16 protein-coding genes are annotated in these 17054 nt (G+C 35.9%); 6 read left to right on the forward strand and 10 right to left on the reverse strand.

The window, feature by feature from the left end; all coding sequences use genetic code 11:
• Positions 1-270: 270 nt before the first annotated feature.
• From AC2A1G_RS08080 to ypfJ, 3 genes are all read right to left on the reverse strand, one after another.
• Positions 271-1308 (reverse strand): patatin-like phospholipase family protein, encoded by a 1038-nt coding sequence (locus AC2A1G_RS08080; protein ID WP_484046406.1) that lies wholly within the window; start codon positions 1306-1308, stop codon positions 271-273.
• Positions 1309-1393: 85 nt separating this feature from the next.
• A complete protein-coding gene (locus AC2A1G_RS08085) occupies positions 1394-1894 on the reverse strand; it encodes a M15 family metallopeptidase (RefSeq protein WP_484046407.1) in 501 nt (166 codons plus the stop codon).
• A 390-nt stretch (positions 1895-2284) separates the two neighbouring features.
• Positions 2285-3133: a KPN_02809 family neutral zinc metallopeptidase gene (gene ypfJ, locus AC2A1G_RS08090; protein ID WP_484046408.1), complete on the reverse strand. Its 849-nt coding sequence runs from the start codon at positions 3131-3133 to the stop codon at positions 2285-2287.
• Positions 3134-3198: 65 nt separating this feature from the next.
• Between ypfJ and AC2A1G_RS08095 the strand changes: the two genes are divergently transcribed.
• The 3 genes from AC2A1G_RS08095 to AC2A1G_RS08105 are packed head-to-tail and all read left to right on the forward strand — an operon-like array spanning position 3199 to position 5027.
• Positions 3199-3525 carry a hypothetical protein gene (locus tag AC2A1G_RS08095; RefSeq protein WP_484046409.1) on the forward strand — a complete coding sequence of 109 codons (327 nt, stop codon included), beginning with the start codon at positions 3199-3201 and terminating at the stop codon, positions 3523-3525.
• Positions 3525-3857, forward strand: a complete 333-nt coding sequence (locus AC2A1G_RS08100; RefSeq protein ID WP_484046410.1) for a hypothetical protein — start codon at positions 3525-3527, stop codon at positions 3855-3857. Before AC2A1G_RS08095 ends, AC2A1G_RS08100 begins: the two co-directional genes overlap by 1 nt.
• A 9-nt stretch (positions 3858-3866) precedes the next feature.
• Positions 3867-5027 carry a glutathionylspermidine synthase family protein gene (locus AC2A1G_RS08105; RefSeq protein WP_484046411.1) on the forward strand — a complete coding sequence of 387 codons (1161 nt, stop codon included), beginning with the start codon at positions 3867-3869 and terminating at the stop codon, positions 5025-5027.
• Between the two features lie 33 nt (positions 5028-5060).
• On the opposite strand, the gene ribH is transcribed toward AC2A1G_RS08105, so the two are convergent.
• From ribH to AC2A1G_RS08140, 7 genes are all read right to left on the reverse strand, one after another.
• Entirely contained in the window at positions 5061-5576 is a 516-nt protein-coding gene (gene ribH, locus AC2A1G_RS08110; RefSeq protein WP_484046412.1) for a 6,7-dimethyl-8-ribityllumazine synthase, read from the reverse strand.
• 3 nt (positions 5577-5579) lie between these two features.
• Complete coding sequence (locus AC2A1G_RS08115) at positions 5580-6290, reverse strand: YfgM family protein (RefSeq protein WP_484046413.1); 711 nt, start codon at positions 6288-6290, stop codon at positions 5580-5582.
• Positions 6291-6372: 82 nt separating this feature from the next.
• Positions 6373-6909: an adenine phosphoribosyltransferase gene (locus AC2A1G_RS08120; protein ID WP_484046414.1), complete on the reverse strand. Its 537-nt coding sequence runs from the start codon at positions 6907-6909 to the stop codon at positions 6373-6375.
• Positions 6909-8087: a hypothetical protein gene (locus AC2A1G_RS08125; RefSeq protein ID WP_484046415.1), complete on the reverse strand. Its 1179-nt coding sequence runs from the start codon at positions 8085-8087 to the stop codon at positions 6909-6911. Before AC2A1G_RS08125 ends, AC2A1G_RS08120 begins: the two co-directional genes overlap by 1 nt.
• A gap of 157 nt (positions 8088-8244) precedes the next feature.
• Entirely contained in the window at positions 8245-9261 is a 1017-nt protein-coding gene (locus AC2A1G_RS08130) for a hypothetical protein (RefSeq protein WP_484046416.1), read from the reverse strand.
• A 99-nt stretch (positions 9262-9360) separates the two neighbouring features.
• A complete protein-coding gene (locus AC2A1G_RS08135; protein ID WP_484046417.1) occupies positions 9361-10674 on the reverse strand; it encodes a sensor histidine kinase in 1314 nt (437 codons plus the stop codon).
• Between the two features lie 119 nt (positions 10675-10793).
• On the reverse strand, positions 10794-12137 hold the full coding sequence (locus AC2A1G_RS08140; RefSeq protein WP_484046418.1) for a sigma-54-dependent transcriptional regulator: 1344 nt from the start codon (positions 12135-12137) through the stop codon (positions 10794-10796).
• Between the two features lie 257 nt (positions 12138-12394).
• Between AC2A1G_RS08140 and AC2A1G_RS08145 the strand changes: the two genes are divergently transcribed.
• From AC2A1G_RS08145 to AC2A1G_RS08155, 3 genes are all read left to right on the forward strand, one after another.
• Complete coding sequence (locus AC2A1G_RS08145; protein ID WP_484046419.1) at positions 12395-13636, forward strand: efflux RND transporter periplasmic adaptor subunit; 1242 nt, start codon at positions 12395-12397, stop codon at positions 13634-13636.
• A gap of 93 nt (positions 13637-13729) precedes the next feature.
• Complete coding sequence (locus tag AC2A1G_RS08150; RefSeq protein WP_484046420.1) at positions 13730-14452, forward strand: ABC transporter ATP-binding protein; 723 nt, start codon at positions 13730-13732, stop codon at positions 14450-14452.
• Between the two features lie 106 nt (positions 14453-14558).
• Positions 14559-16973, forward strand: a complete 2415-nt coding sequence (locus tag AC2A1G_RS08155) for an ABC transporter permease (RefSeq protein ID WP_484046421.1) — start codon at positions 14559-14561, stop codon at positions 16971-16973.
• The last annotated feature ends 81 nt before the right edge of the window (positions 16974-17054 follow it).

Here is a 17054-nt window from a genome sequence, read left to right on the forward strand (position 1 = left end):
TCAAAGGCGATCAGAAAGGTTTTTGGAAATCTTTTTTGTACTTTGTTTATACTTCAAAGGTATAGCTGAAAGGCGACAGAACTTGGCGTGTTTTATTTTTTAAATTTATTTTTTCATCTTTTCTAAGGTTTAAATATTTAATTTGTGCTTTATTTTCTCTGTTAAAGATATTCCCGTAAAGCGACAGAACGTGACGTATTATAAATAATTATCAGAGAGTTTAAAATATAATCTAATTTGCTTATAATTTATGTTTATAAGCTTTTTTGATTATATTTTATTTCTGATCAATTTCTGCACAATCTGATTTAAGTTTTCCCGATTATCATTAATATAGCTCATACCTGCCTGTATCAGATTTTCAATATTAGATCTTCTTACATTATCCATTGCTGATGATGCATTTTTCAGTGAAGGATTGATTCTGAAGTAATTCTTCTGATTTCTCTGACCCAGAGTCTCGAACATCTGTGCAAGCTGATAATCTACTGTTTCAGCATTGGCAGAAAGCAGAATGTCAATAATAGGATTAATCCAACCGATTTTCCCGGATTTCTGCATTTTTCGGTATGAATAAGGTTTTGCTTCAACTCCGGTTCCTACGGAAACAATAATCATATCATTCACTGTAGGGTAGTTGGCCTTCTGATGATTTTTCAGAACTTCAGCAAATGGAATTTTTCTCGCTTCAGCATACGCGCACAAAGCAGGATTATTGGCAAACATTCCTCCGTCAATCAGACTGAAAATCTGTCCGTACATCGATTTGATCTGAGCCGGACTGAAATAAGTAGGAGCTGCCGAAGTGGCCCTGCAAATATCTTTGACATAAAAATTGTCCGCTTTGCTGTTGGCGTTATAAGAATTGAATAATTTTGCTCGTCTGTTTTCAATGTCGTAGCTCGTAATGAGACAGGGTTTTATAAATTCTTTCAGTTCCAGATTTCCAAAGAAGTCGTTCAGATTTTTCTTGAGAGATTCTTCAGATATTTTTTCATTTAAAAGTCCGAAAGGATTTACAAGTCTTTCCCAAAACGAAACCTGAAAAATATCTCCTCCTTTTTCAGCATACAATTCCAAACCTTTCTGAATGGAATATTTTGCTTTCCGGTGTTCATCAGGACATAATATAATTGAAGCTATTAAAGCTCCTGTGCTGCTTCCGGCAATGAGGTCAAAATAATCTCCAAGCTTTGCATCCGGTTTATCGTGTAGCTGTAACTGCTCTTCTATATAGCGCAAAATAATACAGGTAATGATTCCTCGGATTCCCCCGCCGTCTAAACTTAATATTGCGATCTTTTTCATTGCTTTTTTCTTTGGTAAAGCAAAGGTAGATGGGGTAGGCGACAGAACTTGACGTGTTTAAAAATATGTAAGATGCTAATGATGATTAAGAAATTACATACCCTTCTTTATCTCTATGCAACTTCGCTAGTATTCTCCAACTCGTTTTTATCAAACTGTTTTTTGTTTGTAAATTCTTCTTTTCAAAATGAGGAAGATCTTTAAATGTTTTCCAGTTTCCGCCCCAGTCCCAGCCGTATTTAGCGAATATTTTTACACACTCATACCAATCGGCAATTTTATCATTGTCCCAGTCTTTCACGGTATCCCAGCTTGCTGTTTTTCCGTCGATGATCATACAGATGTCAACGGCTAATCCGTAATTGTGAATACTTTGTCCGGCTTTGGCGTTGGTGACTTTATTTCCTGATGTAATTCTTCCGATGGCGTAGAGTTTTTCCTGTTCCTCAAAAGTTCGTAAACCTTGCGTGATTCTTACTTTCGCTCTTCCCGTTAATGCGTCATCGCATTCTTTAATAATCATTTTTACTTCTTCCCTTACTGATGGGTGAAGCTTTTCAATTCTTTGTAATGTTACTTTGTCCATAAATTTGTTATTTATGGAGCAAAAGTAGAGGAGGGTGACGACAGAACTTGACGTGTTATTTTTTTTATAAATTCCAATAGGTTATTTTTAGAAAATTACAGTTTTCCTCAAAAATGGGAACATTTTAAAAGATAGTTTTTAAATTTTGAAGACGATAAAAACAGTAAATTTTCAGAAGTTCATATCATTAAAATTTATCTGAAGAAAATTTAGAAAAAAATAAATGATATTTGCCATGAACAAAGTGGAAGTGGGAGATATTTACAACTGTAAAAATAAATTTAGAGTGCCAGATAGGCTGTACTCATAAAAATCAAGGAACTTTTGCAGCACAAAAAAACCTGTAGAACATAAAATTCCACAGGTTATTATTTAATCAAAGTTCTAAATTTATTTTACTTGCTGGAAAGTGTTTCCCTGTCTGATGTCTCCGGAATTGTAGCCTTTCATAAACCATTCTTTACGCTGTGCTGATGAACCATGTGTAAAGCTCTCCTGATTCACATATCCCTGAGATCTTTTCTGGATATTGTCATCGCCCACAGCTTCTGCGGCTTCCACGGCAGATTCAAGATCGCCGGGTTCTAAGAAACTTTCTCTTTCGTTAGAATATCTTGCCCAAAGCCCGGCATAGAAATCGGCCTGAAGTTCTGTGGCTACAGATATTTTATTGAGATCAGATTCAGAATATTTGCCGCTTTGTCTGGCGTTATGGGTTTCATTTAAAACTCCGAGAAGATTTTGTACGTGGTGTCCCATTTCGTGAGCCATAACGTAGGCAATGGTAAATTCTGTAACCTTGGCTCCAAACTGCGACTGAAGTTCGTTGAAGAAGCTCATATCCATATAAACCGATTGATCGGCAGGGCAATAAAAAGGTCCCATGGCAGCCTGTGCCGTTCCACAACCTGATGAAGTATTCTTTTCAAATAAAACCACTTTTGCAGGTTTATACTGCATATTATTTTCTGCAAAAATTTTCTGCCAGGTTTGTTCGTTCTCTGCAGTAAGCATTTCGATGAATTCTCTTATATGAAGTTCTTCTTTTGAAAGCTGACGCTGTTCGGTCTGCTGTTGAGAGCTTCCTCCTGAAGAAAGAATTGCGGAAGGATCACCTCCCAGAAAGAAAACAATTGCTGCAATGATAATGGTTCCAAGACCTCCGCCCACGGCCATTCCTCCACCGCCCAGACCTCTTCGGTCGTCTACATTGTCACTTCTGTCGTTTGTCCATTTCATATCTGTTAATTTTTTAGGTAAATTTAAAATTTTAAATAATATTTTTGTAGAAAAATATAACGAAAGTGAGAAAATTTAAATTCTGTCTTCTGATTTTTGGTTTGATGGCTACTGTAGCTTGTGAAGAAACCGAAGAGAAAGAAGATGAGGTACAAAATGTAGACAAAAAAGCGTCTGTAGAAACAGAACTTTCTGTGCAGCACATTGATTCTGCAGATGTTTTGATTACCAAACACAAAATCTGGAAAGACAATAAACTTTTCAAAGAAATTATCAAAAGAGATACAATTCCTGCGTTGGGCGATTCTCTGCAGATGGTGGAAGATGCCAATGGAAATGAGCACAATACCAAAGTGAAGAAAGATTACGAATTTTATATCACGGTACAGTAATGAAAAAATCAAAATCTATAAAACTGCTTTTTGTGACCGGAATTCTCGCTGCATGTTCTCAGGAGCCAGCAAAAGTGCAGGGACAAAATGAAAAAAAGGTGTATATGCGTTCAGATTCCACTGCTTCCTATTCGAGGTCGCATGGTTTTATGACGGGGCTCTTGCTGTATCATGCTTTCAGACCGTATGGAGCTTACAGTAACGGGGCATACCAAAGATCAGGATATTACAGCGATGCCATCAGTTCAAAATCGAATATAGGGAGAAGCACATACAAAGGAAATGTTGTAAGAGGCGGAATGGGCAGAAGCGGTTTCAGGGCATCATCTTAGAATTTAAAAATGAAAAGAATTGCATCACCCTTCAGGAAAAACTGGGAACACAAGCTTGAAAATTTAGGTTTTGGCTATCATTCTATGGAAGATTTGTACTGGGACGAAAGTCATTACTACGAACTTTCCATGGATGAAGTGAACACCATCGAAAGGGCAACTGCAGAATTGTGGCAGATGTGTCTGGAAGCTGTAGATTATGTGATTGATAAAAACCTTTGGGACAGATTTAATATTCCTGAATATTTCAGAAAATATATCGTGACGAGCTGGGAAGAAGATCATCCTTCGATTTACGGCAGATTTGATTTAGGTTTTGATGGGAAAAATTTAAAACTTCTTGAATTTAATGCTGATACGCCGACATCTCTTTACGAAGGTTCGGTGATCCAATGGTATTGGTTGCAGGAAATGTTTCCGGGGAAAGATCAGTTTAATTCTATCCATGAAAAACTGGTGGATTACTGGATTTATCTTAAAAAATACATGGATCCACATTATATTTATTTTGCTTCGCTAACGAATATTGAAGACGTTACCAATGTGGAATACCTGCGGGATTGTGCTACACAGGCTGGTTTTGAAACTGAATTTATTCCAATTCAGGATATTGGCTGGGCGGAAGATGCGGGAGAATTTATTGCGGCTGACCGAAGTGTAATGGAATATATTTTCAAACTTTATCCTTATGAATGGATTCTGGATGACGGTTTTGGCGAAAAACTGGTTAAAAACAATTTCAGATCTCAATGGATCGAGCCTTCATGGAAAATACTTCTTTCTTCAAAAGCAATCCTGCCGATTCTCTGGGAAATGTATCCAAATCACCCCTATCTTTTGGAGTGTTATTTTGAACAGAGAACTCTAACGAGTTTCGTAAAAAAACCAATCTATTCAAGAGAAGGAGCGAATGTAAGTATTCACAAAAACAGTGTTCTGTTGGAGAAAAATGAAGGCGATTATGGCAAAAACGGTTTCATCTATCAGCAGTTGTTTGACCTTCCAAACTTCGACGGAAATCATCCTGTAATCGGAAGTTGGGTCATCGGTCAGGAAGCTGCCGGAATCGGCATCAGAGAAAGTGTCAATTTAATTACGAATAATCAAAGTCGGTTTGTGCCCCATTTAATTGATCAGAATAAACTGTATATAAAAGAAAAGGAGCTGTAAAAAGCTCCTTTTTTATTTTTAAAGATTTAGGAATTAATTTCCAAAACCAATATTTCCTTTTTTGTCCGAAAGATTCTTTTTAAAATCAATCATTCTTAAAGCTGTTACCGCCGCTTCAACGCCTTTATTTCCAAGGTCTCCGCCGCTTCTTGCAATCGACTGTTCTTTGGTGTCGTCTGTCAGAACGCAGAAAATAGTTGGTGTATCGGTTAAGATATTACAGTCTTTAATTCCCTGAGCTACGGCGTCACACACAAAATCGAAATGAGGAGTTTCCCCACGGATAACGCATCCTATTGATATCACTGCATCGTATTTACGTTCTTTGCAAAGCTGCATGCTCGCATAATTCAGTTCAAAAGCTCCGGGAACCGAAAAAAGTCTGATGTTTTCTTTTTTTACACCTTCTTTCTCAAGAATTTCAAGTGCTGCATCACGAAGATTGTAGGTTACAAAGTCATTCCACTCAGAAAAAACAATGCCGATAGAAAAATCTTCGGCATTGGATATATGAAGTGGCTTGTAATCTGAAAGATTAACTGTTGCCATGTTTTAGTTTAAATATTTAGACATTTCAATGTAAGAATCAGACATTCCGTTGTCGTAATCCTGATATTTTTCGTCGATAGTAGTAAAATATTTTTTAGCTTCTGCATTTTTCTTTAGACCTAAAGCCAAAATACCTGCTTTTCTTGTAAAATAATACGTTGTATAAGGGTCATTTGATGCAGAAACTGCTTTATCTAAAAGGCTTAAAGCTTCAGTGTTTTTGTTCAAACCAGACTGTGCATCTGCCATCACACCATATTTCATTGCTTCTAAAGTTTTGTTGTCTGAAGAGAATTTATCCATCAGATCATAAGCTTCCTGATATTTTCCTTCTTTGAATTTTAAAAGAGCTGCATTGTAACCAGCCAGTTTGCCCACTTTAGTAGAAGAATACTCATTGTAAGTTCCCAAAAATCCAGGGTTAGCCGCAGATTTTCCACCTAAAGCTTCTTTATCTTTACCTTCTGTAAGATTTTTCTGTGCAGAAAGATATGTTTTTACCGCCTCAGCATTTTTTGGAGCTACCACAAACTGCTGGTATCCGAAAAACCCTAACACACCTAAAACAAGCACGCCAAAAGCGATACCCAATGGTTTTGAATATTTTTCAAGGAATCTTTCTGTGTTTAAAGCTTCTCTGTCAAGGTCTTTAAAGAATTCCACTGTTTCTTTACCTTCCTGCTCGTTCGGAGCCTTATTTCCCAATTTTGCCATAAATTCTTAAAAATTGAACTGCAAATTTAATTGTTTCTGAATGATTTACAAAATACTTTGCGAGTATTATTAGTTTTAAATTTTAATATTCTAAAATGCGGTAAATTTCCGCATCAAATTTCTTTAATTTCTCATCTCCACGAAGGTCTTTTAACCCAATCAGAAAACTGAATTGCGAAATAGTCGCTCCTTGTTTTTCAACTAATTTGGCAGCAGCTTCCGTGGTTCCGCCTGTAGCCAAAAGATCGTCGTGAATCAGAATGCGTTGTCCTTTTTTGATCTGTCCTTCTCTGGTTTCAATCACAGCACTTCCGTATTCGAGATTGTAACTTTCTGAAATGACTGGTGGCGGCAGTTTTCCTGCTTTTCTGATTAAAATAAAAGGAAGTTCCAACGCTGAGGCGATCGCAATTCCGAAAAGATAGCCACGGCTTTCAATTCCACAGACGGCATCGATTTTTCCTTTGCTGAACTGTACAAAATCTTTAATCACATCTTTGTAAAGCTGATGATCGAGAAAAATAGTCGAAATATCTTTAAACTGAATTCCGTCAATAGGAAAATCGGGAATGTTTTCTATCGTCTCATTTAATCTTTTGATCAGGTCTTCAGAAGCCATTAAGGATTGATTTTGTAGCTTGAAATTTTCCAGTCTCCGTTTACGTTTTTCAGTCCGAAAGTTACTTTCAGGGCTGTTGTTTTTCCACTTTTATCAGTAACATCGTAAGTAGCATTTACACTTGCCGAATTTGGTGTGGAAGCGTTTGTGCTGATATTTTTCACTGAAACATTTTTCACCGCTCCAAAACCGGAAGTTGTATTGGAAAATGCGTCATAACTTCCCCAGCTTGGGTTGCTTGATGCATCAAATGCGGCTTTGAGGTTTTGTGAACTTACGTTATTCAAAAATTTACTCACGGTAGATTTTGGATCTGCCGATGGCGATTTTGGAGTCGTTGGCGCTGTTGTAGCCGGATCTGTAGGTGTTCCGGTTGGAATATTTGGATCCACCATTGTAGGATCTGTAACGCTTGTTGAATCAATTTTTGGAGGTTCTGGCATTCTCAACGCAGATGGATTGATTTCCAGACCGATTTTTGTCATTTTTAAAGTCTTCGCAGAGGTTTTTACCGATACCGTGATATCAATTTTACCATCTGTCACCCTTTCTGCCGAAAGCGAAGAGAATTTTAGATAAAATCCTTTGAAATTATTATCTACCATTATATTTTTTGCGGTAGAAAGCTTCACGCCATTATTAAAAACTTCCAAAGTAGTCTCTAGAGTTGCTCCACTGAAAGAAACGGGATTTCCTGATGCATCTACCAGTTTCGGGATGATTTGTACGGCAGTAGGGCCACTTCCCGTATCTCCCGAATATTTTGTTATAAGGTTGATAGAACCTGCACGTACATCGTTAGAGTCAACTTCTTTCGGATTCAGATCTCCGAAAATATCCATTTCGCCTAAAGATGGGGGAGCGGTACTTGACCAATCCATGTTGTTTTTCTGCGCTACCTGATCGGCGAGAGCAAGAATTTCCGGTACTTTTTTTCCGTCGATCAGTTTGCCCAGAGCTTTGAGTTCGTTAATATCACCATCAGCTTCTACACCGAAAGTTTTAAGTACATATAAAGCTTCATTGAATTTTACCTGCTGCAGTGTATTGAGACTCGACGTCATATCATTAATGCTCGACTGCAAAGACTGTGTGGAACTTGCGTCTACATGGTCTTTCTTACAGGCTGTAAACAGTGCGAGACCGGCAATAAGTAAAAAGAATCTAACCTTTTTCATATGTAGGTATTTATTTTTTTTAAAATTCATCCCGAATAATCGGGACACGTTATGCAATCGCTGTATTTTATTGATGTTTGTGTTTCCAAATCACAGCGATTTCATAGAACCGTGGTTTGTTGCAAATTTAAATAAAACCTTTTATATGAGCGTTTTTTTATTTTGCGTTTTGTTTTTCCTTCAAATCATCTTTAAAGAAAGAGCTGAAAATGGTCTGCATATTCGGGAATGAAGGATCTTCCCAGTATTTTGCGCTGTAATTGCTTTGGTTTTTGTTGTATTTTACTTCCTGCACATTGTCTTTATCTCCAAAATCCAATTCAGTTGGATGAAAATTTTTGTAAACAATCACCTGATTATAATCTGCTTCGGTTTTGTGTTTAAGTTTTACGAACATAATTTCGTTGTATTCCGTAAAATCTCTCAGCTGTTTTTTAGATTCTTTTTCAAAGGAAAGGTTCATAATTGATTTCATATCAAAAATTCTGTATCCTAAGAAAGCAAGTTCTTTTTCCTGAAAGGCTTCTCCCGTCACTTCAATCTCGTCTTTGAATGTGCCTTTAAGTTCTTTTATTTTAAATCTTCTGGTTTGATAGTCTTCATAATTTCCAACATTCTTCATTTTTGGCATTTCCATCCATGAGTTGTAATCCCACGAACCGGTTTCTTTCTTTTCATTTGTAGCACTTTCAAGACGGAAGATTCGGTACTGTTCAACATGAATATCTTTTACTTTTCTTGTTTTATTATCAAAAACATAGGTAGCAACACCGTCTACATAACAGTTGAGCATATTGTTGACCGTCACATAAGCATTAAAATTTCCTTTGATGAAAAGATATTTTGCAGGCTTTGATTTTTTAATGACAACAGTTTCTATTTCTCTTACTTTATCATTCAGTTTTACAACATCTTTATTGATCTCGGCATAAAAAAGCTCTGCCAGTACTAAATTGTCATAGATAAGTTTAAACTTTTCCTGTTCAGGTTTAATTGCAGATTTTTCAATTTTACCGTCAATATCAGAAAAGCCAACAATATTTCCATCTTTGCCGAAAACAGAGACTTTGGTAAGTGGTTGCCCGCTTCTTTCAGACACGAAAGTGATGGTTTGGGCAAAGAAAAAATTCAGTACAAAAAGCAGCAGAAGAGAAGTTTTAATTTTGAAATTCATAGTTTATTTGTTTTTAATATCTATAATAAAGACGGCCGAAACCTTAAATAGTTGCCTGACGTCATTAAAAAACAATCAGTCTTTTAAGAATGGGTTTCGTTACGTAAACCAAATCTCAAAACGGCTTCCCCGTTCCAGAGGTTTGTAATTGAGATAACCTTTGTGTGCTTCCACAATGCTTTTGCTCAGCGTCAAACCAATTCCGGAACCGCTGATTCTTGTAGTAAAAAACGGAAGAAAAATCTTGTCTTTAATTTCATTTGAAATTCCAATTCCGCTGTCTTCCACACTTAAAATAACACGGTTATTAAGGGTTTTGATTTCTGTTTTGATTACTTTTTCCGCACTTTCTGAAACGGCGTGAATTGCATTGAGATAAAGGTTGATTAAACATCGTTCAAGCATCTTTTCGTCGGCGAAAATGGTTTGATTTTCCAAAGAATTGATTATTATAATACTATTTTTCTCAAATTCGGGTTTCAGAAAAAGGAGGGCGGATTCCACGATTTGAGTTAATGAAATGTTCTTAAAAACAGGCTTCGGTAATTCTGCAACCTGCCGATAATCATCCACGAAATTGAGCAACTGCTTTGATTTTGAATTGATGACCATCAGACTTTCTTTCATGTCCTGCTGATCTTCTTCTTCAATAATGTCCTGATTGGCAATGTATTCTAGGTTTTGAATCAAGCTGTTGACAGGCGTTAAAGTATTCAGAAGTTCATGCGAAATTACTTTCATCAGATTGTTCCACGCCAGTTTTTCTTTTTGTTCAATAATTTTCTGAACTGATTCTAAACTGATAATGCAGAAACGGTTTTTAAGATTCTGAACTTTTTTGGTTCTTAGAGAAAAGGACTGTTTTGAATTTTCATTGATCGAAATATCAAAAAATTCCTGAGAGTTTTCATACTTGGTTTGCTCAATGATTTTGTAAAAATCCGGTGTTTTATTTTCGTATAGATTCCACAAATTATACTTTGGAATTTGCAGAATTTCCAGAAATTTAGGATTCACATAAAAAACTTCCCAGTTATTGTTTTTTTCTGAAAGAATCATCAAACCAATTTCCAGTTGATTGAGAATTTCTTCATACAAAAGTTTGTATGATGAGAAAGAAAGATGTTCTTCTTTGCTTTGATAATAAAGTTTCACAGCATTATTTACCAGGATGTTTTCATCATTTCTCGGGAAAAGCGAAAAATCCTTTTTCTGAATTGCCAAAATCAGTTTTTCTGTTTTTTGAACATAAGATAAGGCAGAAGTTTGAGCCAAAATAATACAAACCAAGCTTATTGATGAAAATAAAATGCAGTTAATCCATTTGTTTTGAGCATAAAAATCGTAGGCAAAAATTCCGCTGGCGATTGCCATAAGAATAAATAATAGCCAGATTAATCGTTGTTTGTACATTACAATTTAAATTTTATGATATGATTTTATCCTATCCTTTATTAAATCGTTCCTTTAGAACTGATCATAAATCTTAATAACACTTTAACTGCAGACTTCCATCTTCCAACTTCCGTCTTCTACAAACTAAATTTCTCCATCCTTCTGTACAGAGCCGCTCTGGATAATCCCAAATCTTCGGCTGCTGAGGAAATATTTCCGCGGTGTTTTTTTAATGCTTTTTTGATCAGGATCTCTTTCATTTCCTCAATGTTGAGATTTGTAATCGTGTTTTCCGATTCTTCATCCTGAGGCATGAGCAGTTTAAGATTTTTATCGTTGGATAAAATTACGCTGCGTTCGATGGAATGATCCAGTTCACGGATATTTCCGGGCCAGGAATAGTTGGTTAGTTCTGAAATTAAAATTTCATTTAAAACCAAGTCAGGTTTGTGATATTTCTGTTTGTACTTTTCCAGAAAATACCCGGCAAGATCTGAAATGTCTTCCAAACGTTCTCTCAAACCCGGAATTTGCAGTTCCACCGTGTTAATTCTGTAATATAAATCTTTTCTGAAACGGTTTTCTGAAACTGCTTTTTTAAGGTTTTCATTGGTGGCAAAAATGAATCTCACATCTAAAATCCGTTCTTTGCTTTCTCCAATTCTCGACAATTTTCTGTTTTGAATTAAACTCAATAATTTGGTTTGGAGATGAAGCGGAAGATTGCCGATTTCGTCTAAAAATACCGTTCCGTTCTGTGCATTTTCAATTTTTCCGGCGTAATCCTGATGAGCATCTGTAAAAGCACCTTTTTTGTAACCAAACAATTCTGCTTCAAACAAATTTTCAGAGAGACTTCCCAAATCGATGTGAACAAACGGCTGGTTTTTTCTGTCAGACAGCTCGTGAATATGTTCCGCCAAAACATACTTTCCGGTTCCGTTTTCGCCTAACAGTAAAACATTGGCATCGGTCGGAGCTACTTTTTCAATCTGATTCATCACTTCCTGCATCGCAGAAGACTGTGTTTCAAGCTGATATTGATTGGTTTTAATGCTCACATTTTCCCACTGATTGAGCTTTTTGTTTTTTCTTGAAATATCAACAGCGAGATTTACCGAAGCGTATAGTTTTTCGTTATTCCAAGGTTTTAAAATAAAATCGGAAGCACCGTTTTTCAAAGCTTCAACTGCCAATTCCACCTCGCCGTAAGCGGTCATGAGAATAATCGGAAGCTGAGGTTCGAGCGTTTTTATTTCCTGCATCCAGTACAAACCGTCTTGTCCGTTCTCAAAACCTTTCCGGAAATTCATGTCGAGAAGAATGGCGTCGACTTGCTTTTCAGATAAGAACTTTAAAATATTTTTCGGTTGATTAAGACAAGTCACTTCCGTAAAAAACTTTTTGAGCCAGACTCTCGCCGAAAACAAAACATCCTCGTCGTCATCTACAATTAAAATATGGGCTTCTTTTTTTCGCATTTTTATAATTTGAAGTCTAAAATGACTTAATTAAAAGGCTTCGACACTGCGTAGCCTTACAAATATTGATTAACCACCAACTGATAAGTAAAAACCATCAACCAAAATATGTTCATTTTTGTACAAAAAGTGTTCGATAATGAACAGTTTTAAAATTAATAAAATTATATTTAATCACATTTACAGTGAGTTATATAATTGTAAATTCTCGGCATTTATGTTGTGTAATTTACTGTAGATAAAATAGTTATCTAAATATGGATACGAAAATAGTAAAAAAGAATTCTAAAATAAAATTAATCTCAATTGTGATTGTTTCTGCTATCGCGATTTCGGTTTTTGGATGGTATTTTATTAATCAGAAAAAAACATACAATGTAAAAAGGGAAGACATTACAATTGATGAAGTTACAAAAGGGAAATTTGAAGATATGTTGATGCTGACGGCTCAGACCCAATCTCTCAATTCATCACTTGTAAATGTATTGGAAGGCGGTGCAGTAAAAGAAATCTTTGCAGAAGACGGACAAATGTTGACGAAAGGTCAGCCGATTGCTCAGGTTTACAATCCCAACACTGAATTTAATTATCTGAATCAGGAAACGGGAATTATGCAGCAAATCAGCCAGATGAGAAGTTCACTTTTGGAATTAAAAAATCAGGAATTCAATCAGGACAAAGAATTATTGCAGTCGCAAAATGATTATAACACCGCTTTGCAGAGTTTTAATCTTCAAAAAAGGCTCTACGATGCCGAAATTGGGAAAAAAACTGATTATGATGTTGCCCTTCAAAGTTTAAATTATCAAAAACAGAGAAAACAAATTGTTGAAAAAGGAGCAAACAGCGAAAAAACATCGAGAAATTCGCAGTTTGCAGCAATCAATAATTCCATCAGTCAAATGGAGAAAAGCCTGAATATTCTTCGTTCCAACAAAAATAATTTCCTCATCATGTCGCCGGCTTCGGGAAGATTGTCGTCATTCAGTATTTCGCTGGGACAAAATTTAACCACCGGAGAAAGTATTGGGAAAATCGATTTGATGGGTGGCTACAAACTGATTGCAAAAGTGGATGAATATTACATTAATAAACTGACCAACGGAATCAAAGGTACGCTGGACAACAACGGAAAAGAATACGAAGTCATCATCACGAAAATTCTTCCGGAAGTAAAAGACGGACAGTTTTCTGTAGAACTCAATTTCATTGATGCGAAAATTTCTACTTTAAAAATAGGGATGACTTTCGGGGTAAAACTGAAACTTTCTGCCGACACACAAAGTATGATGATTCCGAAAGGGAATTTCTACAAAGACACGAACGGAAAATGGATTTTTGTAATGAAAAATAACAAAGCCGAAAAGCGAAATATCGTTTTAGGACGAGAAAACCCCTTGTACTACGAAGTTGTTTCCGGATTGAAACAGGGCGAAACCGTGATTACTTCAGATTATTCTGAACTGAAAAAGTATGAAATTTTAAATATTCAAAAATAAATTCAAAGAAATTCACAAATGAAATTTAATTCTGAAATAAAAAAGACGTGTAAAAATATAAACATAAAATTCTAAACTTTAAACAAAATTATAATGATTAATATTCAAAACCTTTCAAAAGTATATAAGACTGAGGACGTTCAAACCAACGCTTTAAATAATGTAAGTCTCAACATCAAAGAAGGTGAATTTATAGCGATAATGGGGCCTTCAGGTTGTGGGAAATCTACTTTTCTTAATATTTTAGGTCTTTTAGACAATGCTTCTTCCGGTTCTTATCAATTTTCAGATACTGAAACTATAAATTTAGGTGAAAGAAAAAAATCTGATATCAGAAAGAAAAATATCGGTTTCATTTTCCAGAATTTCAATCTGATTGATGAGTTAACGGTTTACGAAAATATCGAATTGCCTCTGATTTACAACGGTATTTCCTCGTCAGAAAGAAAAAAACGAGTGGAAGAAATTATGGAGAAAATCAATATTTCCCACAGAGCAAAACACTATCCTCAACAACTGTCCGGAGGTCAGCAGCAAAGAGCAGCGGTTGCAAGAGCTTTAGTCACAAAACCAAAATTAATTCTTGCCGATGAGCCCACAGGAAACCTCGATTCTTCCAACGGAAATGAAGTAATGAATCTTCTCGCAGAACTGCACAGAGAAGGCTCTACCATCGCAATGGTAACGCACTCTTCTTACGATGCAGGTTATGCTTCAAGAATTGTCAATATGAAAGACGGGGAGATTTTCAGCGAAGAACATTCTTCTCAAAGAAAAGATGTTTTCGAAAAAGCGGATGCTAAGAATTTTGAATAAAAAGGTTGGAAGATGGAAGACGGAAGCCCGAAGTCTCAAAACCGAATAAATATTGCTTACAAATCTTCCGATTTCCTGCTTCGGGCTTCGGACAAAATCAACAATTATGCTTAACAACTGGCTCAAAATTGCCTTCATTAATTATAAAAAGAACTGGCTTTCCACGGTCATCAATTTATTTGGATTGACGATTGGTCTGACCGGATTTATGCTCATCCTGATGCATTGGAATGACGAAGAATCCTATGAAAAATGGAATCCGAAGAAAGACCAAATCTATGCGTTTCAGCAACACAATAAAAAGGAAAATACTTATAGTCCGAGTATTTCATATCCAATTGCAGAACGTGCAGTGAAAATGATCCCGGAAATTAAAGACTATGTTTTGTTCAGCGGTTCTGGGATGGGTTTCAAAATGAAAACCAAAAGCAAAACTGCTTATCAAAAAGATGGAATGACGGTTTCTGAGAATTTTTTCAACTTTTTTCCTTTCAAGCTCGTTTCAGGAAGTTTTGAGGATGCTTTAAAGAATGAAAACGCTCTTGCTATCTCAACCAATACCGCAAAAAATCTCTTTGGTAAGACTAATGTGGCAGGAGAAAGTATAAAATTCGACAACAAAACTTATGTTGTAACTGCTGTCTACGAAATGCCAAGAGAAAACAGCGTCATCAAACCGGAGTTTGTGCTTTTACCTTATGAACAAATGAAAAATGATAAAGAGGCATGGGGAAATTTCAATTATGGTTGCCTGTTCTTGTTAGATAAAAAAGCAGACACAGAAATAGTTCAGGAGAAACTATTTAATGATGTTTTTATGTACAGGGCAAAAATAAATGCACAGGGTGCAGGTGTTACCCCTCAAAAATACTTAGATCTGTATGGTCCGCAGGGAAGCTTATTGACGCCAATAGACAAAATGAAACTTCACGGTGAAGCGTACTGGTTTGGAACAGGAGATTTTAAAACAATGATGATTCTGTTTACACTTTCTGTTTTGATCGTCGTTTTATCAGCCATCAATTTTATCAATCTGAAAACCGCACAATCTTCCCAAAGAGCAAAAGAAATCGGCGTAAGAAAAGCCATCGGAAGTACGAAACCTAAGTTGATTTTGCAATTTTTATTAGAAACCTTCGTCATTTGTTTTGTTTCTTATCTGCTTTCATTGGCGTTAACCGAAATACTTCTACCCAATTTCAACAAGTTCTTTGATAAAGAAATTGTAATGAATGACTGGCGTATTTACTTCTATTCATTTGCGATGGTTGTGGCAGTTACACTGATTTCGGGTTTGATTCCTGCAACTTATTTGGCGAATTTTAAAGCTATAGAAACTTTGAAGGGAAATTTTGCCAGAAGCAGACAAGGAATTTGGTTAAGAAATGGAATTTTGACTTTACAATTAGTCATTTCGTCATTCTTTATTATCGCAAGTTTAATTGTGAATTCTCAAGTGAAGTACATGATGAATAAAGATCTTGGTTTTAATGGGAAACAGGTTTTTATGGTGGTTTTCAGTGAAAATACAGCTCAGCCTTGGCTTAAATATGAGCGTATTAAAAATGAAATGCGAAAAATACAGGGTGTAGAAGATGTTTCTTATGGAGAAGCAGTCGCGGGAGTAAATCGCTATAGCAACTCTAATATGGATTATATGGAAAAAACCATCTACGCACAACACGGTTCGATGGACTATGACTACCTGAAATTTATGGGCGTTAAACTTCAAAAAGGACGATGGCTGAATCCAAAATTATCTTCTGATACGATAGATAATGTTTTAGTAAATGAAACTTTTGTGAAACAACTTGGCTGGAATGACACGCAAGCTTTTAAAAATAAATTTCGTCCGGGTTTTGATCAAAAGCCGTATAAAATTGTAGGCATTGTGAAAGATTTTAATATCCAAAGTTTGAAAACCAATGTAGAACCTATGATTTTCTTTCATTATCGGGCCACATCCTGGAAACGGTACAATGTCTATAATATTCAACTTAAAATAAAACCGGATGATATTGACGGCACGGTGAAAAGAATCAGAAAATTTTGGCAGACTAATGTAGAAGTAGGTTATCCTATTGAATCTTATTTCATAGATAAAGAATTTGCTAAAACCTTTGAAAAATATCAAAAACAGCAAACCCTTTTCACAATCCTTAACGCAATGGTTTTAATGGTAGCATTGCTCGGATTATTCGCCTTGTCTTCATTAATGATTGAACAGAAACTAAAAGACGTCGCTATCAGAAAAACATTAGGTGCTTCAGACAAAACTTTGATAGTTGGTTTGACGAAACAATTTCTATGGCTAACATTGATTGCCGTTCTCATTAGTATTCCAATAAGTTATTATCTGATGAACGAATGGCTGAAAGATTTCGCTTACCGAATTGATATGCCGGTTCTCCCATTCCTGTTAAGTATGATTTTATTATTGGTTTTAACGTTTGCGGTCGTAAGCATCAAAGCCTATCAGGCCACCAAAGTTAATCTGATTAAATATCTTAAGTATGAATAAAAGAATTCGAAGGATTCAATGTGAGTAGCCGCAGGTGAAACCTATGGAATCTTATTAATATCTGAAACGAGAAGAGATGGA

It is taken from the genome of Chryseobacterium sp. HNCC26DJ240 (assembly GCF_057180485.1).

Excerpts from the sequence above, each read along its gene's own strand:
- AC2A1G_RS08080 (WP_484046406.1), bottom strand. The coding sequence starts at position 1,308 with ATGAAAAAGATCGCAATATTAAGTTTAGACGGCGGGGGAATCCGAGGA.
- AC2A1G_RS08085 (WP_484046407.1), bottom strand. The coding sequence starts at position 1,894 with ATGGACAAAGTAACATTACAAAGAATTGAAAAGCTTCACCCATCAGTA.
- ypfJ (WP_484046408.1), bottom strand. The coding sequence starts at position 3,133 with ATGAAATGGACAAACGACAGAAGTGACAATGTAGACGACCGAAGAGGT.
- AC2A1G_RS08100 (WP_484046410.1), top strand. The coding sequence starts at position 3,525 with ATGAAAAAATCAAAATCTATAAAACTGCTTTTTGTGACCGGAATTCTC.
- AC2A1G_RS08105 (WP_484046411.1), top strand. The coding sequence starts at position 3,867 with ATGAAAAGAATTGCATCACCCTTCAGGAAAAACTGGGAACACAAGCTT.
- ribH (WP_484046412.1), bottom strand. The coding sequence starts at position 5,576 with ATGGCAACAGTTAATCTTTCAGATTACAAGCCACTTCATATATCCAAT.
- AC2A1G_RS08115 (WP_484046413.1), bottom strand. The coding sequence starts at position 6,290 with ATGGCAAAATTGGGAAATAAGGCTCCGAACGAGCAGGAAGGTAAAGAA.
- AC2A1G_RS08120 (WP_484046414.1), bottom strand. The coding sequence starts at position 6,909 with ATGGCTTCTGAAGACCTGATCAAAAGATTAAATGAGACGATAGAAAAC.
- AC2A1G_RS08125 (WP_484046415.1), bottom strand. The coding sequence starts at position 8,087 with ATGAAAAAGGTTAGATTCTTTTTACTTATTGCCGGTCTCGCACTGTTT.
- AC2A1G_RS08130 (WP_484046416.1), bottom strand. The coding sequence starts at position 9,261 with ATGAATTTCAAAATTAAAACTTCTCTTCTGCTGCTTTTTGTACTGAAT.
- AC2A1G_RS08135 (WP_484046417.1), bottom strand. The coding sequence starts at position 10,674 with ATGTACAAACAACGATTAATCTGGCTATTATTTATTCTTATGGCAATC.
- AC2A1G_RS08140 (WP_484046418.1), bottom strand. The coding sequence starts at position 12,137 with ATGCGAAAAAAAGAAGCCCATATTTTAATTGTAGATGACGACGAGGAT.
- AC2A1G_RS08145 (WP_484046419.1), top strand. The coding sequence starts at position 12,395 with ATGGATACGAAAATAGTAAAAAAGAATTCTAAAATAAAATTAATCTCA.
- AC2A1G_RS08150 (WP_484046420.1), top strand. The coding sequence starts at position 13,730 with ATGATTAATATTCAAAACCTTTCAAAAGTATATAAGACTGAGGACGTT.
- AC2A1G_RS08155 (WP_484046421.1), top strand. The coding sequence starts at position 14,559 with ATGCTTAACAACTGGCTCAAAATTGCCTTCATTAATTATAAAAAGAAC.